Below are 15301 nucleotides of genomic sequence, written 5' to 3'. Positions count from 1 at the left end.
TGCTATCGTTTGCAGCCACTTTATTATACTTAAAAATTTAAAGATGTTAGATTCCTTAGAACATTTAACGCCAGCCCAGATCGTAGCGGAGCTGGATAAATATATTATCGGGCAGCAGGATGCCAAGCGTAACGTAGCCATTGCGCTTCGTAACCGCTGGCGCCGTATGAATGCCGATGCAAGCATCCAGAAAGAAATTGTACCGAATAACATACTGATGATAGGCGCAACCGGTGTGGGTAAAACCGAAATTGCCCGCCGCCTTGCCAAAATTGCAGATGCGCCTTTCACCAAAGTGGAAGCGTCTAAGTTTACCGAAGTAGGCTACGTGGGCCGCGACGTGGAAAGCATGGTGCGCGACCTGGTGGAGCAATCGGTAAACATGGTGAAGACCAAAAAGAAAGAAGAAGTAAAGCAACGCGCTGCCGAAATTGTAGAAGACATTATCCTGGATGCGCTTATTCCACCGATTCAGGGCCGCTCTACAACGCCGGTAAGCATGGCCGCGCACCCGGATGCCATTCCGGATAGCGACTATGAACTGAACGAGCGTACCCGCGAGAAATTCAGAGAAAAGATTCGAAACGGCGAACTGGAAGACCGCAAGATCGAGATCCGGATTCAGCAGAGCGCGATGCCGGGCATGGGCGTAATGGGCCCGGGAATGGACGAAGCCTCGATGATGAACATCCAGGAGATGATCAGTGGGATGATGCCGAAAAAGACCAAAAAGCGAAAAGTAACTATAGCTGAAGCCCGCAAGATCTTACTGGAAGAAGAAGCATCGAAACTCATCGATATGGATGAAGTGAAGGAAGAAGCGATCTTTAAAGCGGAAAACTCTGGTGTGATCTTTATTGATGAGATAGACAAAGTTGCCAGCTCAAGCAAAAAAGGCAGCGGACCGGATGTGAGTCGCGAAGGTGTGCAGCGCGACTTGTTACCTATAGTTGAAGGCTCAACGGTTAACACAAAGTATGGCGTTATTAACACGGATCATATCCTGTTCATTGCAGCTGGTGCGTTCCACGTGGCTAAGCCATCTGATCTTATCCCGGAGTTGCAGGGCCGTTTCCCGATTCGTGTAGAGCTGCAAAGCCTGACAAAAGATGACTTCTACCAGATTCTGAAGTTCCCAAAAAATGCGCTTACCAAACAGTACGAAGCGTTGCTGGCTTCCGAAAATGTATCGCTTAGCTTTAACGACGAAGCCCTGGACGAGATAGCATCTATGGCGTATGAAGTAAATGCCGAAGTTGAGAACATTGGTGCACGTCGTTTGCAAACTATTATGAGCCGCTTATTGAACGACATTCTATTTGATGTTCCGGACAAAATAGGTGCCAACGCCCAGATACTGGTAAACCGCGAAATGGTGCGCGAAAAACTGGCAGGCATGGTGAAGAACCGCGACCTGAGCGAGTTTATTCTATAGTTAGGAAGTTAGAAAGTTATAACTGGCGCGGAAGTCTCTTCCGGGGCCAACTATAAAAGCAAATCTCAGATTCGCGAAAAAAGTTTCTGGCGCAGGCATCCAACCGGTAACGAAGGCTAGGAGCGAGTTTCCAGACTCGCTGAGGTTATAACTATAGTTTACGGGCCGGCAGTTTTGCATATGCAGAGCTGCCGGCTTTTTGTTTTATAGTTCGATTTTCATACTTTGACTATACATGCATAAATAACCTTTAACAACTCGGAAGTCGTAATTCATAGCGATTAACTTTTTAACTTTCTAACTTCTAAAATTTTCTAACTCATCGACCCGTGAACTACTACATTATAACCGGAACCAGCAAAGGTATAGGCAAAGCTATAGCAGAGGAACTTCTGCAAGACGAAAGCAATTTCGTGATTGGCGTTTGCCGCAACAGTACTATAAACCACCCAAACTACCGCCATCAGCCCCTCGATTTTTCAGATATACCAGCTGTGGAGCACAATCTTCAGAAAGTTTTTCTGCCTTATAAAGACGCTCAGAAGCTGGTACTGGTAAACAATGCTGGCGTTTTAGGCGACATCGGATATGTGGGAGAAGGCATGCCAAACGAGCGTTTCGAGTTTGTTTTTGATGTGAACGTGATTGTGCCGGCCATGCTGATGAATAGCTTCCTGAAGGTTTACCAGCAGCATCCGGCTCAGAAACTTATAGTTAACATAAGCTCTGGGGCAGGCAAATACCCGATCGATGGCTGGGCAAGTTACTGCGCCTCCAAGGCAGCCCTGGATATGCTGTCCCTGACCATACAAAAGGAACAGGACATGCGCGGCAGCGGTGTAAAAGTGTATGCTTTGTCGCCGGGAGTGGTTGATACTGCCATGCAGGAAAATATAAGAGAAGCAGACGCTGACCGCTTCAGCACAGTAGAGAAGTTCAGAGATTATAAAGCCAACAACGAACTGGCCTCACCTGAAGAAGTCGGACAAAAGATAGTGCACTTTATGCATAACACAGACAACTACAGCGATGTAGTTGTAGATGTCCGGAATATGTAGTTCAGCTTTCCGGAACAACTATAGTTTCTGTGTTTTTGGGATAAATCAGCAACTCAAACTATAAGCGGATAACAGCAAAGCCCGGCCAACAGAGCCGGGCTTTGCTGTGTCGGACGGTGCCAACTATAGTTCTATTCTCTTGGTAACTATAGTTCCTGACGCTTTTGTATGCTTGTTTATTTATAGCAGAAACTCTATCTTAACAAAACCGCTTTCTGTAGAGAGCGTTTATTAGATTAAATTAACATGTAAATTACCTCATCCCTCCTTAAACTTATCAGAGCCATGCACAATCAGCAAATAAAATCCTTTGAAGAGTACCAGCAGGTTTATAAACGCAGCGTGGAAGACCCGGAAGGTTTCTGGTCCGACATTGCTGAGTCTTTTAACTGGCGTAAAAAATGGGACAAAACGCTGGAATGGAATTTTGATGAGCCGGACGTGAAGTGGTTTAAGGGAGGTAAGCTCAACATTACTGAAAACTGCCTCGACCGGCATCTCAAAACCCGCGGCAACAAACTGGCCCTTATCTGGGAGCCCAACGACCCCAAAGAGAGATTTATTCGCTTTACCTACCGCGAACTATACGAGCGCGTGTGCCTGTTTGCCAATGTGCTGAAAAAGAACGGTGTTAAAAAAGGTGACCGTGTGTGTATTTACATGCCCATGATTCCGGAACTGGCTTTTGCAGTGCTTGCCTGTGCCCGTATCGGTGCTGTACATTCGGTTATTTTTGCCGGTTTTTCGGCAGTGGCCATGGCCGACAGAATTAACGATGCCGGTGCCAAGATGGTGCTCACGTCAGATGGCCTGAACCGTGGCTCCAAGCAGATACCTGTAAAACGTGTGGTGGATGAAGCCCTTGAAGATTGCCCTTCTGTAGAAAAGGTTATAGTTGTAGAGCGTTTGGGATGGGCCGTAAACATGGTGGAAGGCCGCGATGTATGGTATCATGATGAGGTGAAAGATGTAAGCAAAGATTGCCCTGCCGAGGAAATGGACGCCGAAGATATGCTGTTCATTCTTTATACTTCGGGCTCAACGGGCAAACCGAAAGGCGTGGTGCATACCTGCGGAGGCTACATGGTCTATGCCCAGTATTCCTTCATGAACGTGTTTCAGTACGAGGAAAGTGATGTATACTGGTGTACCGCCGACATTGGCTGGGTTACCGGCCACACATATCTGCTTTATGGCCCGCTGCTTTCAGGAGCCACAACCCTGATGTTTGAAGGCGTGCCAACTTACCCGGACAACGGTCGTTTCTGGCAGGTGTGTGATAAGTTTGGTGTCAGCATTTTTTATACAGCGCCAACTGCCATTCGTGCGCTTATGGCCGGCGATATTGACGACGTGCTATCCTATAGTTTAGACTCGCTGAAAGTACTCGGGTCAGTAGGAGAACCGATCAACGAAGAAGCCTGGCACTGGTACTATACCCACGTTGGTAAAGAAGACTGCCCGGTAGTAGATACCTGGTGGCAAACCGAAACAGGCGGCATCATGATCTCCTCGCTGGCTAACGTTACGCCTATAAAACCAGCCCATGCAGCGTATCCTTTGCCGGGCATACAGCCTTTGCTGGTTAACTCGGATGGTACTGAAATTACGGAGAACGAAGTGGAAGGGCACCTGTGCATGAAGTTTCCGTGGCCGGGAATGATACGCACCACTTACGGCGACCATGAGCGCTGCCGCCTAAGCTACTTCTCTACTTACAAAGGATTATACTTTACCGGAGATGGTGCCAAGCGCGACAAAGACGGTCTTTACCGCATTATTGGTCGGGTAGATGACGTGATCAACGTATCGGGTCACCGTTTCGGAACGGCTGAAATAGAAGAAGCTATCAACCATAACGAACACGTGGTAGAATCTGCTGTAGTTGGGTACCCGCACGATGTCAAAGGGCAGGGAATTTATGCTTTCGTTATCTGCAAAGAAAAACCGGATCGCGAAGATTACCTGCGTGCTGAGATCATCGAGACTGTGGTTGAAAAAATTGGTAAAATAGCCAAGCCAGATAAGATACAGATCGTGAGCGGCCTGCCAAAAACACGTTCCGGCAAAATCATGCGCCGCATTCTTCGCAAAGTTGCCGAGGGCGATACGTCTAACCTGGGTGATACTTCCACACTGCTCGACCCGGATGTGGTGGATGAGATAAAGGACGGAGCATTATAGGATTATAGTAGATTTCATAAATAGGATTACCTGTTATTTCTGACAGGTAATCCTATAGTTTTATTATATACCAAAAAGCTAAATCAAAGCGTCTCTAAACTATAAAACCAATCCAATCTACTGGTTATGCAGGAACAGAAATTCTATAAGCTACGCCTTTATGTTACAGGCGTAATAACTATCGCTATATGGTCGCTTTTAGTTTGGGGGCACTATAACGGAGGTGTGCCAATTCATCACATCGCAGCAGATAACGATATGCCTGCTATTTCCAATTGGTGGGGAGCGCTGTTACTTCCATTGCTGACCTGGTTTCTGCTATACCGCATTCATAAAAGAGTTTTCAGTATCAAAAGGGAAGATGCTGGAGATCGGAGGATTCTGATGGACGTACTTTACAGATTTGCAGGTGCTATACTTTTTGGAACCCTTATAGCTACTTGCTTTACATTCGGATATAATGATTTAACAGGAAACCTGGTTTTAGCGCTTCTCGCCTTCGCAATTTTTTTACCAATATACAGAGCTGAGTGCCTGCTTGGTTTTGTACTCGGGATGACCTTTACGTTTGGCGCTGTGCTTCCAACCGGATTTGGTATTTTGGTAAGCCTGGTGGGAGCCGTACTGTACCTGTTTATCCGGCCGGGAGTACTATATGCTTCATCAAAAGTTGCGCTCCTTTTACCTATAACTAAACACAAGCCCCAGCAATAGAGGGGCACATTGTAAACTATAATATCATGTCAAGAAAAGCTTTTACTGCCGAAGGTGCTGTTTCCGTAGGCCCGTATTCACATGCCGTGCAAACTGGTGATCTGTTGTATTTATCCGGCCAGACACCCATAGAGGCAACTACCGGCAAACTGGTAGAAGGAGATATTGCTGCGCAGACAAAGCAGTGTTTTATAAACCTGTTTGCTGTTCTGGAAGCAGCTGGTCTTACCCCGGATGCTGTGGTAAAAGTAAATGTGTTCTTAACCGATATGGCAGATTTCGGGGCAATGAACGATGTGTATAAAACCCAATTTACACAGCCCTACCCGGCCCGCACAACTATAGGTGTGGCTTCGTTACCTTTGGGTGCACAGGTAGAGATTGAGATGATTGCAGCTATAAAGTAGTACGCTTAGGTGCTAACACTTCAAACTACTTACCTTTGCACAGGAATAAACTATAGCTATGATCGACGAGCAGCATAACCCCTGGACTACACTTTCAACGAGAGATATTTACCAGAACCCCTGGATAAAATTGCGTGAAGACCAGGTGCTGAATCCGAAAGGTGGCGAAGGCATTTACGGTGTAGTGAGCTTTAAAAACAAGGCCATTGGCATTATCCCGGTTGATGATGAAGGCTATACTTACCTGATCGGGCAATACCGCTACGCTTTGAACGAGTACAGCTGGGAAATACCGATGGGCGGTGGTTTGGTAGAAAACGACCTGCTTGAATCCGCCAAGCGTGAGCTCCAGGAAGAGACCGGTTTTACCGCTGCGCGCTGGACCAACATCTGCCGCCTGCACACATCTAACTCCGTAACCGACGAGGAGGGTTTCGTTTTCCTGGCCCAGGAACTCACTCCGGGCGAAACCGCTTTCGAAGAAACCGAAGACCTCCAGATTAAAAGAGTCCCTTTTACAGAAGCCGTTCGCATGGCCCTTAATAATGAAATAACAGACGCCATCAGCGTAGCCGGAATCCTGAAAGCTGCTTTTATACTTGGAGTAAGGTAGTTTTATAGTTGTCTGAATAAGGATTCGCAGGGTTAATAGATTTGCAGGATTGGGCTGTTGGTATCACTCTGGCTATAGGTTTCTACTGGCGCGGGTTTGCAACCCGTGTCTTACGATGGTGTTGAGTTTTCAACTCAACTGGCCTGGTAGGGACAGGCCTAGTAGTAGCGCCGGCTATCATTTTATAGTTACCGTGATCCAACCACCCCTTTATCCCCTCCTTGTCTAAGGCGGGGAGCTTTTCGGTTACTGCAATAGTAAAGGTTATAGTTCTATAGTTAGCGTTTTAACCCACCCCCGCCCCTCCCAAGAGGGGAATTTTAGCTATAATTATAGTTGGTGCTATAGTTCTATAGTTAGAGTTTGTCATCCCCCTCCCCCCTTCGAAGGGGGACTTTTCTGGCTACTACCTCTCAACTGTCATTTCGAACGAAGAGAGAAATCTGGGTCTACATTAGTTACAACTCACGATATGGACAGGTTTACCTGTCCCTTGGAACTACAGCCACGATAAAGCGATGTAACTATAGCAGCTTCTTAAACTATAGTTTAACGATCGAACTGATCGCAGTCTTTGGGTTGAGCGCCTTGTGAATATCTGGTGCCTGTAGGGCATTGCGAGGCACGAGCAAAAGAAATGTACACCGCGCGATGCCCGAAGACGGGGCCTCCCGGCCGTGAGGGCACCAAAGCTAACTATAGAATGATAGGCAAGTAAAGCTCCCAGAAGTAGAAGCAGCTATGAAAGAGAAGGCTTGGTTCCAGCTGCAACTATAGTTATCTAAAAGCCGAGATAGATTTTTCACTTTGTTCGAAATGACAATAAAGTAAAGAGAAGCTATAAAACGATTAAGACCCTCGGCTATCGTTCAGAATAACATATAATATAAGGCTATAATGGTTAACTATAAAACAACAACCTTTACTTTAACCATACCATACACAACCTATACCCGTTATTGAATCATTCTGTCGCCAGGTTGGTTTTCGGTGAGTTGAACAATGCCGGAATATTCTTACATTTGACCTCATGAAAGTGCTTAAATACCTGTCGCAACGCATTTATACAACCTGGTGCTGTACCTGGTTTATAGCCCCGTTTGTGGTAGCATATCCATTTCAGGCGATATTTATCAGGAAGCCGCAGTGGCACAGGCACGCACATAACCTCAACAGGCTGTGGTCCGTGATTTTTCTGCGCATGTTTCTGACCCCGCTCCAGGTAGAATGGCGCTTTAAATTTGACCCGAAGCAGCGCTATGTACTAACGCCTAACCATAGTTCGTACCTCGATATACCGATGATACTGCGCTCTATTCCGGGTTTTCTTAACTTTGTAGGTAAAAGCTCGCTTGCTAAAGTACCGTTGTGGGGAAAAGTATACGGAACATTGTATATTTGTGTAGATCGCAAAAGTGCCATGAGCAGTGCCAAAAGTTACATCCAATCTAAAAAGACGTTGGATGAAGGCCGTAGCCTGGTAATTTTCCCGGAAGGAACGATACCACCGACGGCAGGGGAGCAGCTACTGGAGTTTAAAGACGGACCGTTTAAAATAGCGATTGAAAAGCAAGTGCCGGTAGTACCGGTTACCATGCCGTATAACCAGCACTTTATGCCCGATGTGGAAGAAGTAGGGCTGAAAATACGACGCCATCCGCTTAAAATGATCGTGCACGAACCAATTGCAACCGAAGGGATGACCCTGGAAGATCTGCCGGCATTAAAAGAGCGGGTATTCCACATAATACAACAAGAGTTAACCAAACACAACTATAACAAGGATGTCAACAGATATTCAAACTATCAGAAAGTTAGCGCACCTGGCCAGGCTGGAGTTTAACGAAGAGAAAGAGCAGGAAGTACTGGGCGATCTGAACAAGATCCTGAACTGGGTAGATAAACTGCGCGAGCTGGATACCGAAAACATAGAGCCCCTGACGCACATGACCGCCGAAATGAATGTGATGCGCGAAGATGTGGCCCAAAATACCATTACACACGAAGAAGCATTGTTGAACGCTCCTAAAAAAGACTCCGATTACTTCAGAGTGCCAAAGGTACTGGAGTAACAGGCAAGGCTGCTTATGAGTAAAACCAACTTTTGGAAAAACTGGGATACTGATCTGAAGTATCCCTATCTTTTTTTAATGGTACTTGCTGCAGTGGCTTTGCTGCTGGGCGCTTACTATTACCTGGCAGGCAACACAGCCGCCTACGCCTGGGACAAAATATCGGATCTGCAGGTAGTGCCGGTGCCGGTGCACGAAGTTACCCGGCTACTCGAGCCCTTTACCCTGTACGCCGATGGTTACCTGCTGCTGGAGCAGTATGACACTGCCCCGGCTATAGTTCATACATGGCCTGCCGCCGTTTTCCTCGGTATTCTCAGCCTCTGCCTAGTTTTTTATACTGCTGCCATTAGTACGATGCGGCAGATACCCTACTTTGTAGGTATTTCACTCCTGATGCTGTTCCTGGCATCGTTTAATATTGATTTGTTACAGGTGTTTGGCGCGGAGCAAAGCCAGGCCATGTTGCTGGTAGCCATTGTGTTGCTGGCTGGATTGAGTTACGGGTTTCAGGCATTCTGGAAGCATATAGCTTTTGGCTGGCGCGTGCTGGCTATGCTGGCAACTATAATTGTGTTGGGTGTAGCCATCTTTACCGAAGCCGAATTTGCCCCCGATCTGACAGCTCTGCATCTGGTAAACTATAGTTCGCTGGCGACACTTATTGCCACCTTGCTTTTCATAATCTGGATATCGTATGAAAACGTAAATGCGCTGCTCTGGATAAATACGCAAGGCAAAACCCCCGAACGCCGCTATAGTTTGTGGCAGTTTGTGTTAATTGCCGGCTTATACTTAGCCAACCTGCTGCTGTTATACCTACGGCACATGGGGTATCTGCAAACTGACCTGATTTATGTTAACGGTTACCTGATACTGCTGCTTTCGGTAGTGGCTGGTTTCTGGGGAATGCAGCAGCGCGAAGCTTTTTATGGCAGGTATTTTCCCTTCAGACCTACAGGTGCGATCCTTTACCTTGTATTCGCAACGATAGCTTTTTTAAGCATTGGGTACGCTTACGCTACTGCCAACGACTCGCTTACCACCTTGTTTCACACGTTCATCATTTACACGCATCTAGTATACGGTTCGGTTTTTTTCCTGTACCTGATGATGAATTTCGGGAAGCTGATAAAGGAACGTAAACCTGTTTACAAAGTGGTATATGAGCCTCGCATGTTTACGTTGTTCTCGTTCTTTTTAATGAGCACCGTCATACTGGCCATCTTAGTGATCCGTACCCAGTATAGCACGTATTTCCAGGCAAAGGCAGGTTATTATAACTATCTCGGAGACTTATATACCGCCTCCGAAAATCCGGCACTGGCAAAGCGCTTTTACGAAGAGAGTGATGTATACGACATCAACAATGTGAAAGCCAACTATAGTTTAGCCTCTATGTACCGCGCAGAATCGCAGCGGAATAACGAAATAGTGCACTTAAAGGGAGCCCTGGGCAAACGCCCGAACCCGAAGCTGTATGTGCGCATGGCTAACCTCTACGACGAGAAGGAATACTTTTTTGAAAAGCTGTATGTGCTGCACGAGGGTATCAACAGGTTTCCGGAGAGTAGCGAGATCTACAACAACATGGCGCTGCTTTACATGCAAACCAGCGTAACCGACTCTGTAGAGTATTATTTTAACCTGGCCGAAAAGTATAGTTCGGATAAAGAAGTTATACAAAGCAATAAGCTGGCGTTTTACACCCGGCAGGCTATGCTGGAGCCGGCACGCGCTTTACTGAACGAAGCAAAGGGTGCCAACTATAAATCGCTGCGCAGCAACATGGCTGCCCTGCGCCAGTTACTTGGCGTGAGCGACAGACCGGACGAAGCATTTGCCCCAGACTCGCTGGAGCAGGTAGAAGACTTTACACTGTTCTATAACCAAACGATCAGCAGGCTGAATAACGGCGATACCAGCCAGTTAAAAGCCATAGACCGTTACCTTAAAATGCCAGGCAACCAGTTGTTCCAGGAAGATCTGCTTTACAGCAAGGCCCTGGTGCATCATTATAACGGCCGTCCAAAAGAAGCGCGCAGTATAGTGGAGAACCTTGCCCTTACAGCTTCCGGACGAAGTGGCTACTACTATAATGCGCTGGGTATCTGGATGCTGGAAGAAGAAAATTACCTTGCAGGAGCACACTACTTTAAGCAGGCTAAAGACTTGGGCTATACCCAGGCGTTTCTGTCGCATGGGTATGCGCTGGCTATGGCGCATAAACCGGAAGCAGCTGTTAATGCCCTGCAGGAAGTAGGTTATACCGGGCTGGAGTCGGCTACGGAAGTGGCCGGGGAACTGGAGCAGGTGTTGCAGCAAAATGTGCGGCAAACTATAGCGTCGGGTTCTGATGACGATAAAGTGAAATACCTGCAAACGTACCTGCCTCAGCTAACTATAGAACAGGTTGATGCGCTTGTAAAAAGTGTAAAAGAAAAGGAACTGCACAGAGTAGCGTTGCTAAGCCAGATAGATTACCTGATGCACCAGCACAAATGGCGACTGGCCAACAAAGCCATTAAAATGGCATCGCCGCAACTGCAGCCGGAAGGCGAACTGCGGAGCAAGCTTAACCTGCAGCAATTAAAGCTCTGGCACTATACTAAAAACTACGATGCCCTGCTCGATCGCATGGATAATGTTTTCCTTACAAGACTGGATAAACGCTACAAACTATATTTTAAAGCCAGTATAGCCGCCGCCAAAGGCCGCGACCGCGAAGCTGCTGAAAAATATAGCCAGGCTGTAAAAATTCTGTTATTTGATGAGGAAGTGGTGAAGGCTGCTTCGGCTTTTTACAAACAGTATGCCCCTGATGAGATGACAGCGTACGACATACTGCTGGATGGTATAACTTATAATACTTTTTCGGCAGAGTTGCACAAAGCTTATGCGCTGGAGAGCCTGGACAGGGGATTAATCAGCTATGCAGCAGGGGCTCTTACCACGTTACAGAGTTTGCTTACTGCATCAGAATATACTACATTTATAAAGCAGTTCGAGAGCCACCGCCAGGCCGCAGCTAAAAAAGCTGACAACTGGCAACTATAAAAAACCTGTATGAGCACCATCATTGAGACACATCATATTTCTAAAATATACCGCATGGGCAGCGAAGTAATCAATGCCCTTCAGGATGTATCCATAACTATAGAAAGAGGAGAATATGTAGCTTTTATGGGGCCATCTGGTTCTGGTAAATCTACGCTCATGAACATCATTGGCTGCCTTGACACTCCGACAGGTGGAACCTACATCCTGAACGGGAACGATGTGAGCAACATGACCGATAACGAGCTGGCCGAAGTGCGCAATAAAGAGATCGGTTTCGTGTTCCAGACCTTTAACCTGTTGCCGCGCCAAAGCTCTCTCGAAAATGTTGCCTTGCCATTGATCTATGCCGGTTACAACAAATCGCAACGCGAAGAGCGGGCCCAGCAGGCTCTGGAAAGCGTAGGACTTGGCAACCGTGGCAAGCATAAACCAAACGAATTGTCGGGTGGACAGCGCCAGCGTGTAGCCATTGCCCGTGCTCTTATCAATGATCCAAGTATCATCCTGGCCGATGAGCCGACCGGTAACCTCGATACCAAAACATCTTACGAGATCATGGAATTGTTCGAGAACCTGCACAGCAAAGGCAACACTATTATTATGGTAACCCACGAAGAAGACATTGCCCGGTATGCGCACCGCATTGTGCGTTTGCGTGATGGTTTGATAGAGTCGGATACTATAAACGAAGATATTGCTGTTGCCGCAAAACTGCGCGAAGCGCACAACGTGAATGAAGATATACACTAAAACAGGCGATAAAGGTACCACAGCGCTTATCGGGGGCACCCGTGTAGCAAAATCACATCTGCGTATCGAAGCTTACGGTACCGTTGACGAACTAAACTCCTATATCGGGCTTGTTCGCGATCAGGAAATAAACAGATCAAGAGCTGCTATTCTGAAAGAGATACAGGACAGGCTGTTTACCATTGGCTCTATGTTAGCGACCGATCCGGATAAAAACGTGAAAATGGTAACTCCGGACCTGCACCCCGAAGACGTCACCTTACTTGAAAGCGAAATTGATGCCATGAGCGAAGACGTACCGCCTTTGCGTGCCTTTGTGCTGCCGGGTGGTCATCAGTCTGTTTCGTTTTGCCACGTAGCGCGTTGCGTATGCCGCCGTGCAGAGCGCCTGGCTATCAGATTGCAGGAAGAATCTCCAGTTGATGAATTAGTTGTTATTTATTTAAACAGACTTTCGGATTATCTGTTTGCTCTTTGCCGCCGTATGACCCATGAACTGCAGGCCGAAGAAATAACCTGGAAACCTAGAGTCTAAATTTATTAAGTACACTATGTCTACTGATACCTTAACTATAGCTACACAACCTGTAGCAACGTCCCGTATTTCGGAACTGGATTTCAATAACATTGAGTTCGGTAAGATATTTTCGGATCACATGCTGGTTGCCGACTTTAAAAATGGCGCCTGGCAAAATCCGGAGATCGTGCCTTACGGTAACATGTCGCTTAGCCCTGCAACATCAGCCATACATTACGGACAGGCCATTTTCGAAGGTATGAAGGCATACCGCGGTATAAATGGCGATATCCTGCTTTTCAGACCGTACGACAACTTCCACCGCCTCAATATTTCAGCTGAACGCATGTGTATTCCTCCAATTTCGGAAGAGATATTTATGCAGGGCCTGGAACAATTGCTGCGTATAGATGCGGCCTGGGTACCACCAACAGCTGGAAGTGCCTTGTATATCCGTCCGTTCATGTTCGCTACCGACGATTTTATTGGGGTAAGACCATCATCCAACTATAGATTTGCCATTTTCTCATGCCCGGTTGCCGCTTACTACAGTGCTCCGCTGCGTGTGGCCATCGAAACAAATTACGTACGCTCTGCTGAGGGTGGCGCAGGTTTTGCAAAAGCAGCCGGCAACTATGGTGCAGCCATGTACCCGGCCCGCCAAATGCAGGAAAAAGGGTATCACCAGCTTATCTGGACCGACCACAAAGAGCATAAGTATATTGAAGAATCCGGCACCATGAACGTCATGTTTGTGATAGATGGCGTGCTGGTAACGCCGGCAGTTAGCTCAACTATACTTGCCGGTATTACCCGCGACAGCGTGCTGACATTGGCGAGAGATATGGGGTATAAGGTTGAAGAGCGTCGTGTTTCTGTAGATGAGGTGGTAGCAGCGCATAAAGCCGGTAAATTGCAGGAAGCTTTTGGAACAGGCACAGCCGCAACTATAGCCCAGATCGCAACTATAAACTATAACGGCGAAGACCTTGATCTGCCAGCCATAGAAAGTCGTGAGGTTTCGAACAGAGTAGCCGCAGAACTGGATAAGATAAAAACCGGGCAGGCACCGGACCCTTACAACTGGGTACAAAAGATAAGCCTATAAAAGCTTGAACCAACGATAGATGCTGGAGTATAGCCGCGGAGGTTTATGCTTCAGCATCTTCTTGTTTTAACTACAGTAAAATAAAAGCATAAACTATAAAACGATGACCGCAGAGCAGGTAAAAGATTTAAAGGCGCGCGTAGAAGCCTTGAGGAGGTACCTTTGACTACGATAGCAAGAAAGAAGAAGTAGCAACTATAGAGGCGCAAACTACTGCACCCAACTTTTGGGATAACCCGAAAGAAGCAGAAAAGGTGCTGAAAGAAGTGAAAGCCATAAAGGTCTGGACGGTGCATTACGAAGAAGTAGAAAAGAAATACAACGACTTCGAAACGCTATTTGATTTTTACAAGGAAGGCGACGTTACCGAAGAAGAGATAAACCAGGAAGCTAAAGCCACCACCGAAGCGATAGAAGGTCTGGAATTTAAGCGCATGCTTAGCTCCGAAGAAGACCAGCTAAGTGCTATAGTTGAGATCAACCCCGGCGCAGGCGGCACCGAAAGCCAGGATTGGGCCGAGATGCTGATGCGCATGTACATTATGTGGGCAGAGTCGCACAACTTCAGCGTAAAACAGCTTAACTACCAGGCCGGCGACGGCGCAGGCATAAAATCCGCAACCCTGGAAATTACCGGCGACTTTACCTATGGTTACCTGAAATCTGAAATAGGCGTGCACCGGTTGGTGCGTATCTCGCCTTTTGATTCGGGTGGGCGGCGCCATACCTCGTTTGCGTCGGTATATGCTTACCCGGTAGTAGACGATACGATAAACATTGAAGTGAACATGGGTGACATAGAGTGGGACACGTTCCGCTCAGGTGGGGCTGGTGGCCAGAACGTAAACAAAGTAGAGACCGCTGTGCGCTTAAAGCACAAGCCGACCGGTATTGTGATCGAGTGCCAGATAGAGCGTTCGCAGCTCATGAACAAAGAACATGCCCTGCGTATGCTTCGCTCCAGGTTATACCAGATCGAAGTGGAGAAGCGTAACGAAGAGCGCGACCGCATCGAGAGCACGAAAAAGAAGATCGACTTTGGGTCGCAGATCCGGAACTATGTGTTGCACCCATACAAACTGGTAAAAGATGTACGAACAGGCGTTGAGCGCACTGATGTGCAGAACGTGCTGGATGGCGACCTCGACGAATACATTAAAGCCTACCTGATGCAGCACTAAAGCATCTCAAACTATAGTTTAAAAGCCGGCATACTTACCCAGGTAAGTGTGCCGGCTTTTATTTTTGATTTTACGCAGTTCGCAACTATAGCACAAAACACTATAATATCTCCTGTTTATATTCGGATATAACAATAGGTGAATTACAGCATAAATAAAGATGTAGTTCACTATAGTTTGCAGGAAGTATACCTAACCAAAA

13 protein-coding genes are annotated in these 15301 nt (G+C 47.0%); all 13 read left to right on the top strand.

The genetic code is table 11. From position 1 onward, the window contains the following. The first annotated feature begins 43 nt into the window (after nt 1-43). The 13 genes from hslU (at nt 44) to prfB (ending at nt 15099) form a co-directional block, all read left to right on the top strand. Nucleotides 44-1435 (top strand): ATP-dependent protease ATPase subunit HslU, encoded by a 1392-nt coding sequence (gene hslU, locus KYK27_RS02255; RefSeq protein WP_199108435.1) that lies wholly within the window; start codon nt 44-46, stop codon nt 1433-1435. A gap of 329 nt (nt 1436-1764) precedes the next feature. Further along, nucleotides 1765-2493, top strand: coding sequence for an SDR family NAD(P)-dependent oxidoreductase (locus KYK27_RS02250; protein WP_199108434.1), 729 nt, complete (start codon nt 1765-1767; stop codon nt 2491-2493). Between the two features lie 285 nt (nt 2494-2778). Continuing rightward, entirely contained in the window at nt 2779-4677 is a 1899-nt protein-coding gene (gene acs, locus KYK27_RS02245; RefSeq protein ID WP_199108433.1) for an acetate--CoA ligase, read from the top strand. 126 nt (nt 4678-4803) lie between these two features. Next, nucleotides 4804-5391 carry a hypothetical protein gene (locus KYK27_RS02240; protein ID WP_199108432.1) on the top strand — a complete coding sequence of 196 codons (588 nt, stop codon included), beginning with the start codon at nt 4804-4806 and terminating at the stop codon, nt 5389-5391. A 26-nt stretch (nt 5392-5417) separates the two neighbouring features. Further along, nucleotides 5418-5798, top strand: a complete 381-nt coding sequence (locus tag KYK27_RS02235; protein ID WP_199108431.1) for a RidA family protein — start codon at nt 5418-5420, stop codon at nt 5796-5798. Nucleotides 5799-5856: 58 nt separating this feature from the next. Then, nucleotides 5857-6411, top strand: a complete 555-nt coding sequence (locus KYK27_RS02230; RefSeq protein WP_199108430.1) for an NUDIX domain-containing protein — start codon at nt 5857-5859, stop codon at nt 6409-6411. A 1030-nt stretch (nt 6412-7441) separates the two neighbouring features. Further along, nucleotides 7442-8254: a lysophospholipid acyltransferase family protein gene (locus KYK27_RS02225; RefSeq protein WP_199108429.1), complete on the top strand. Its 813-nt coding sequence runs from the start codon at nt 7442-7444 to the stop codon at nt 8252-8254. Next, a complete protein-coding gene (gene gatC, locus KYK27_RS02220; RefSeq protein ID WP_162428626.1) occupies nt 8196-8483 on the top strand; it encodes an Asp-tRNA(Asn)/Glu-tRNA(Gln) amidotransferase subunit GatC in 288 nt (95 codons plus the stop codon). The genes KYK27_RS02225 and gatC overlap by 59 nt, the downstream gene beginning before the upstream one ends. A gap of 78 nt (nt 8484-8561) precedes the next feature. After that, entirely contained in the window at nt 8562-11540 is a 2979-nt protein-coding gene (locus tag KYK27_RS02215) for a tetratricopeptide repeat protein (RefSeq protein ID WP_233150212.1), read from the top strand. Between the two features lie 9 nt (nt 11541-11549). Beyond that, nucleotides 11550-12293 carry an ABC transporter ATP-binding protein gene (locus KYK27_RS02210; protein WP_199108427.1) on the top strand — a complete coding sequence of 248 codons (744 nt, stop codon included), beginning with the start codon at nt 11550-11552 and terminating at the stop codon, nt 12291-12293. Then, complete coding sequence (locus KYK27_RS02205; RefSeq protein WP_199108426.1) at nt 12277-12828, top strand: cob(I)yrinic acid a,c-diamide adenosyltransferase; 552 nt, start codon at nt 12277-12279, stop codon at nt 12826-12828. Before KYK27_RS02210 ends, KYK27_RS02205 begins: the two co-directional genes overlap by 17 nt. 16 nt (nt 12829-12844) lie before the next feature. Beyond that, the gene (locus tag KYK27_RS02200) at nt 12845-13918 is read left to right on the top strand and encodes a branched-chain amino acid aminotransferase (RefSeq protein WP_199108425.1); all 1074 of its coding nucleotides are present in this window, start codon (nt 12845-12847) and stop codon (nt 13916-13918) included. 103 nt (nt 13919-14021) lie between these two features. After that, nucleotides 14022-15099, top strand: a protein-coding gene (prfB, locus tag KYK27_RS02195; RefSeq protein WP_199108424.1) for a peptide chain release factor 2 whose coding sequence is annotated in 2 segments (ribosomal slippage) — nt 14022-14072 and nt 14074-15099 — 1077 coding nt in all. Because the reading frame shifts where the segments join, the coding sequence is not laid out codon by codon here. Nucleotides 15100-15301: the final 202 nt, after the last annotated feature.

The organism is Pontibacter populi, from assembly GCF_019336435.1.
Taxonomy (GTDB): domain Bacteria; phylum Bacteroidota; class Bacteroidia; order Cytophagales; family Hymenobacteraceae; genus Pontibacter; species Pontibacter humidus.
Note: the sequence above shows the minus strand (reverse complement) of the source record. Positions and strands in the feature narration are given on the sequence as shown.

Coding starts and splice junctions, on each gene's coding strand:
- hslU (WP_199108435.1), top strand. CDS start 44: ATGTTAGATTCCTTAGAACATTTAACGCCAGCCCAGATCGTAGCGGAG.
- acs (WP_199108433.1), top strand. CDS start 2,779: ATGCACAATCAGCAAATAAAATCCTTTGAAGAGTACCAGCAGGTTTAT.
- KYK27_RS02240 (WP_199108432.1), top strand. CDS start 4,804: ATGCAGGAACAGAAATTCTATAAGCTACGCCTTTATGTTACAGGCGTA.
- KYK27_RS02235 (WP_199108431.1), top strand. CDS start 5,418: ATGTCAAGAAAAGCTTTTACTGCCGAAGGTGCTGTTTCCGTAGGCCCG.
- KYK27_RS02230 (WP_199108430.1), top strand. CDS start 5,857: ATGATCGACGAGCAGCATAACCCCTGGACTACACTTTCAACGAGAGAT.
- KYK27_RS02225 (WP_199108429.1), top strand. CDS start 7,442: ATGAAAGTGCTTAAATACCTGTCGCAACGCATTTATACAACCTGGTGC.
- gatC (WP_162428626.1), top strand. CDS start 8,196: ATGTCAACAGATATTCAAACTATCAGAAAGTTAGCGCACCTGGCCAGG.
- KYK27_RS02215 (WP_233150212.1), top strand. CDS start 8,562: ATGGTACTTGCTGCAGTGGCTTTGCTGCTGGGCGCTTACTATTACCTG.
- KYK27_RS02210 (WP_199108427.1), top strand. CDS start 11,550: ATGAGCACCATCATTGAGACACATCATATTTCTAAAATATACCGCATG.
- KYK27_RS02205 (WP_199108426.1), top strand. CDS start 12,277: ATGAAGATATACACTAAAACAGGCGATAAAGGTACCACAGCGCTTATC.
- KYK27_RS02200 (WP_199108425.1), top strand. CDS start 12,845: ATGTCTACTGATACCTTAACTATAGCTACACAACCTGTAGCAACGTCC.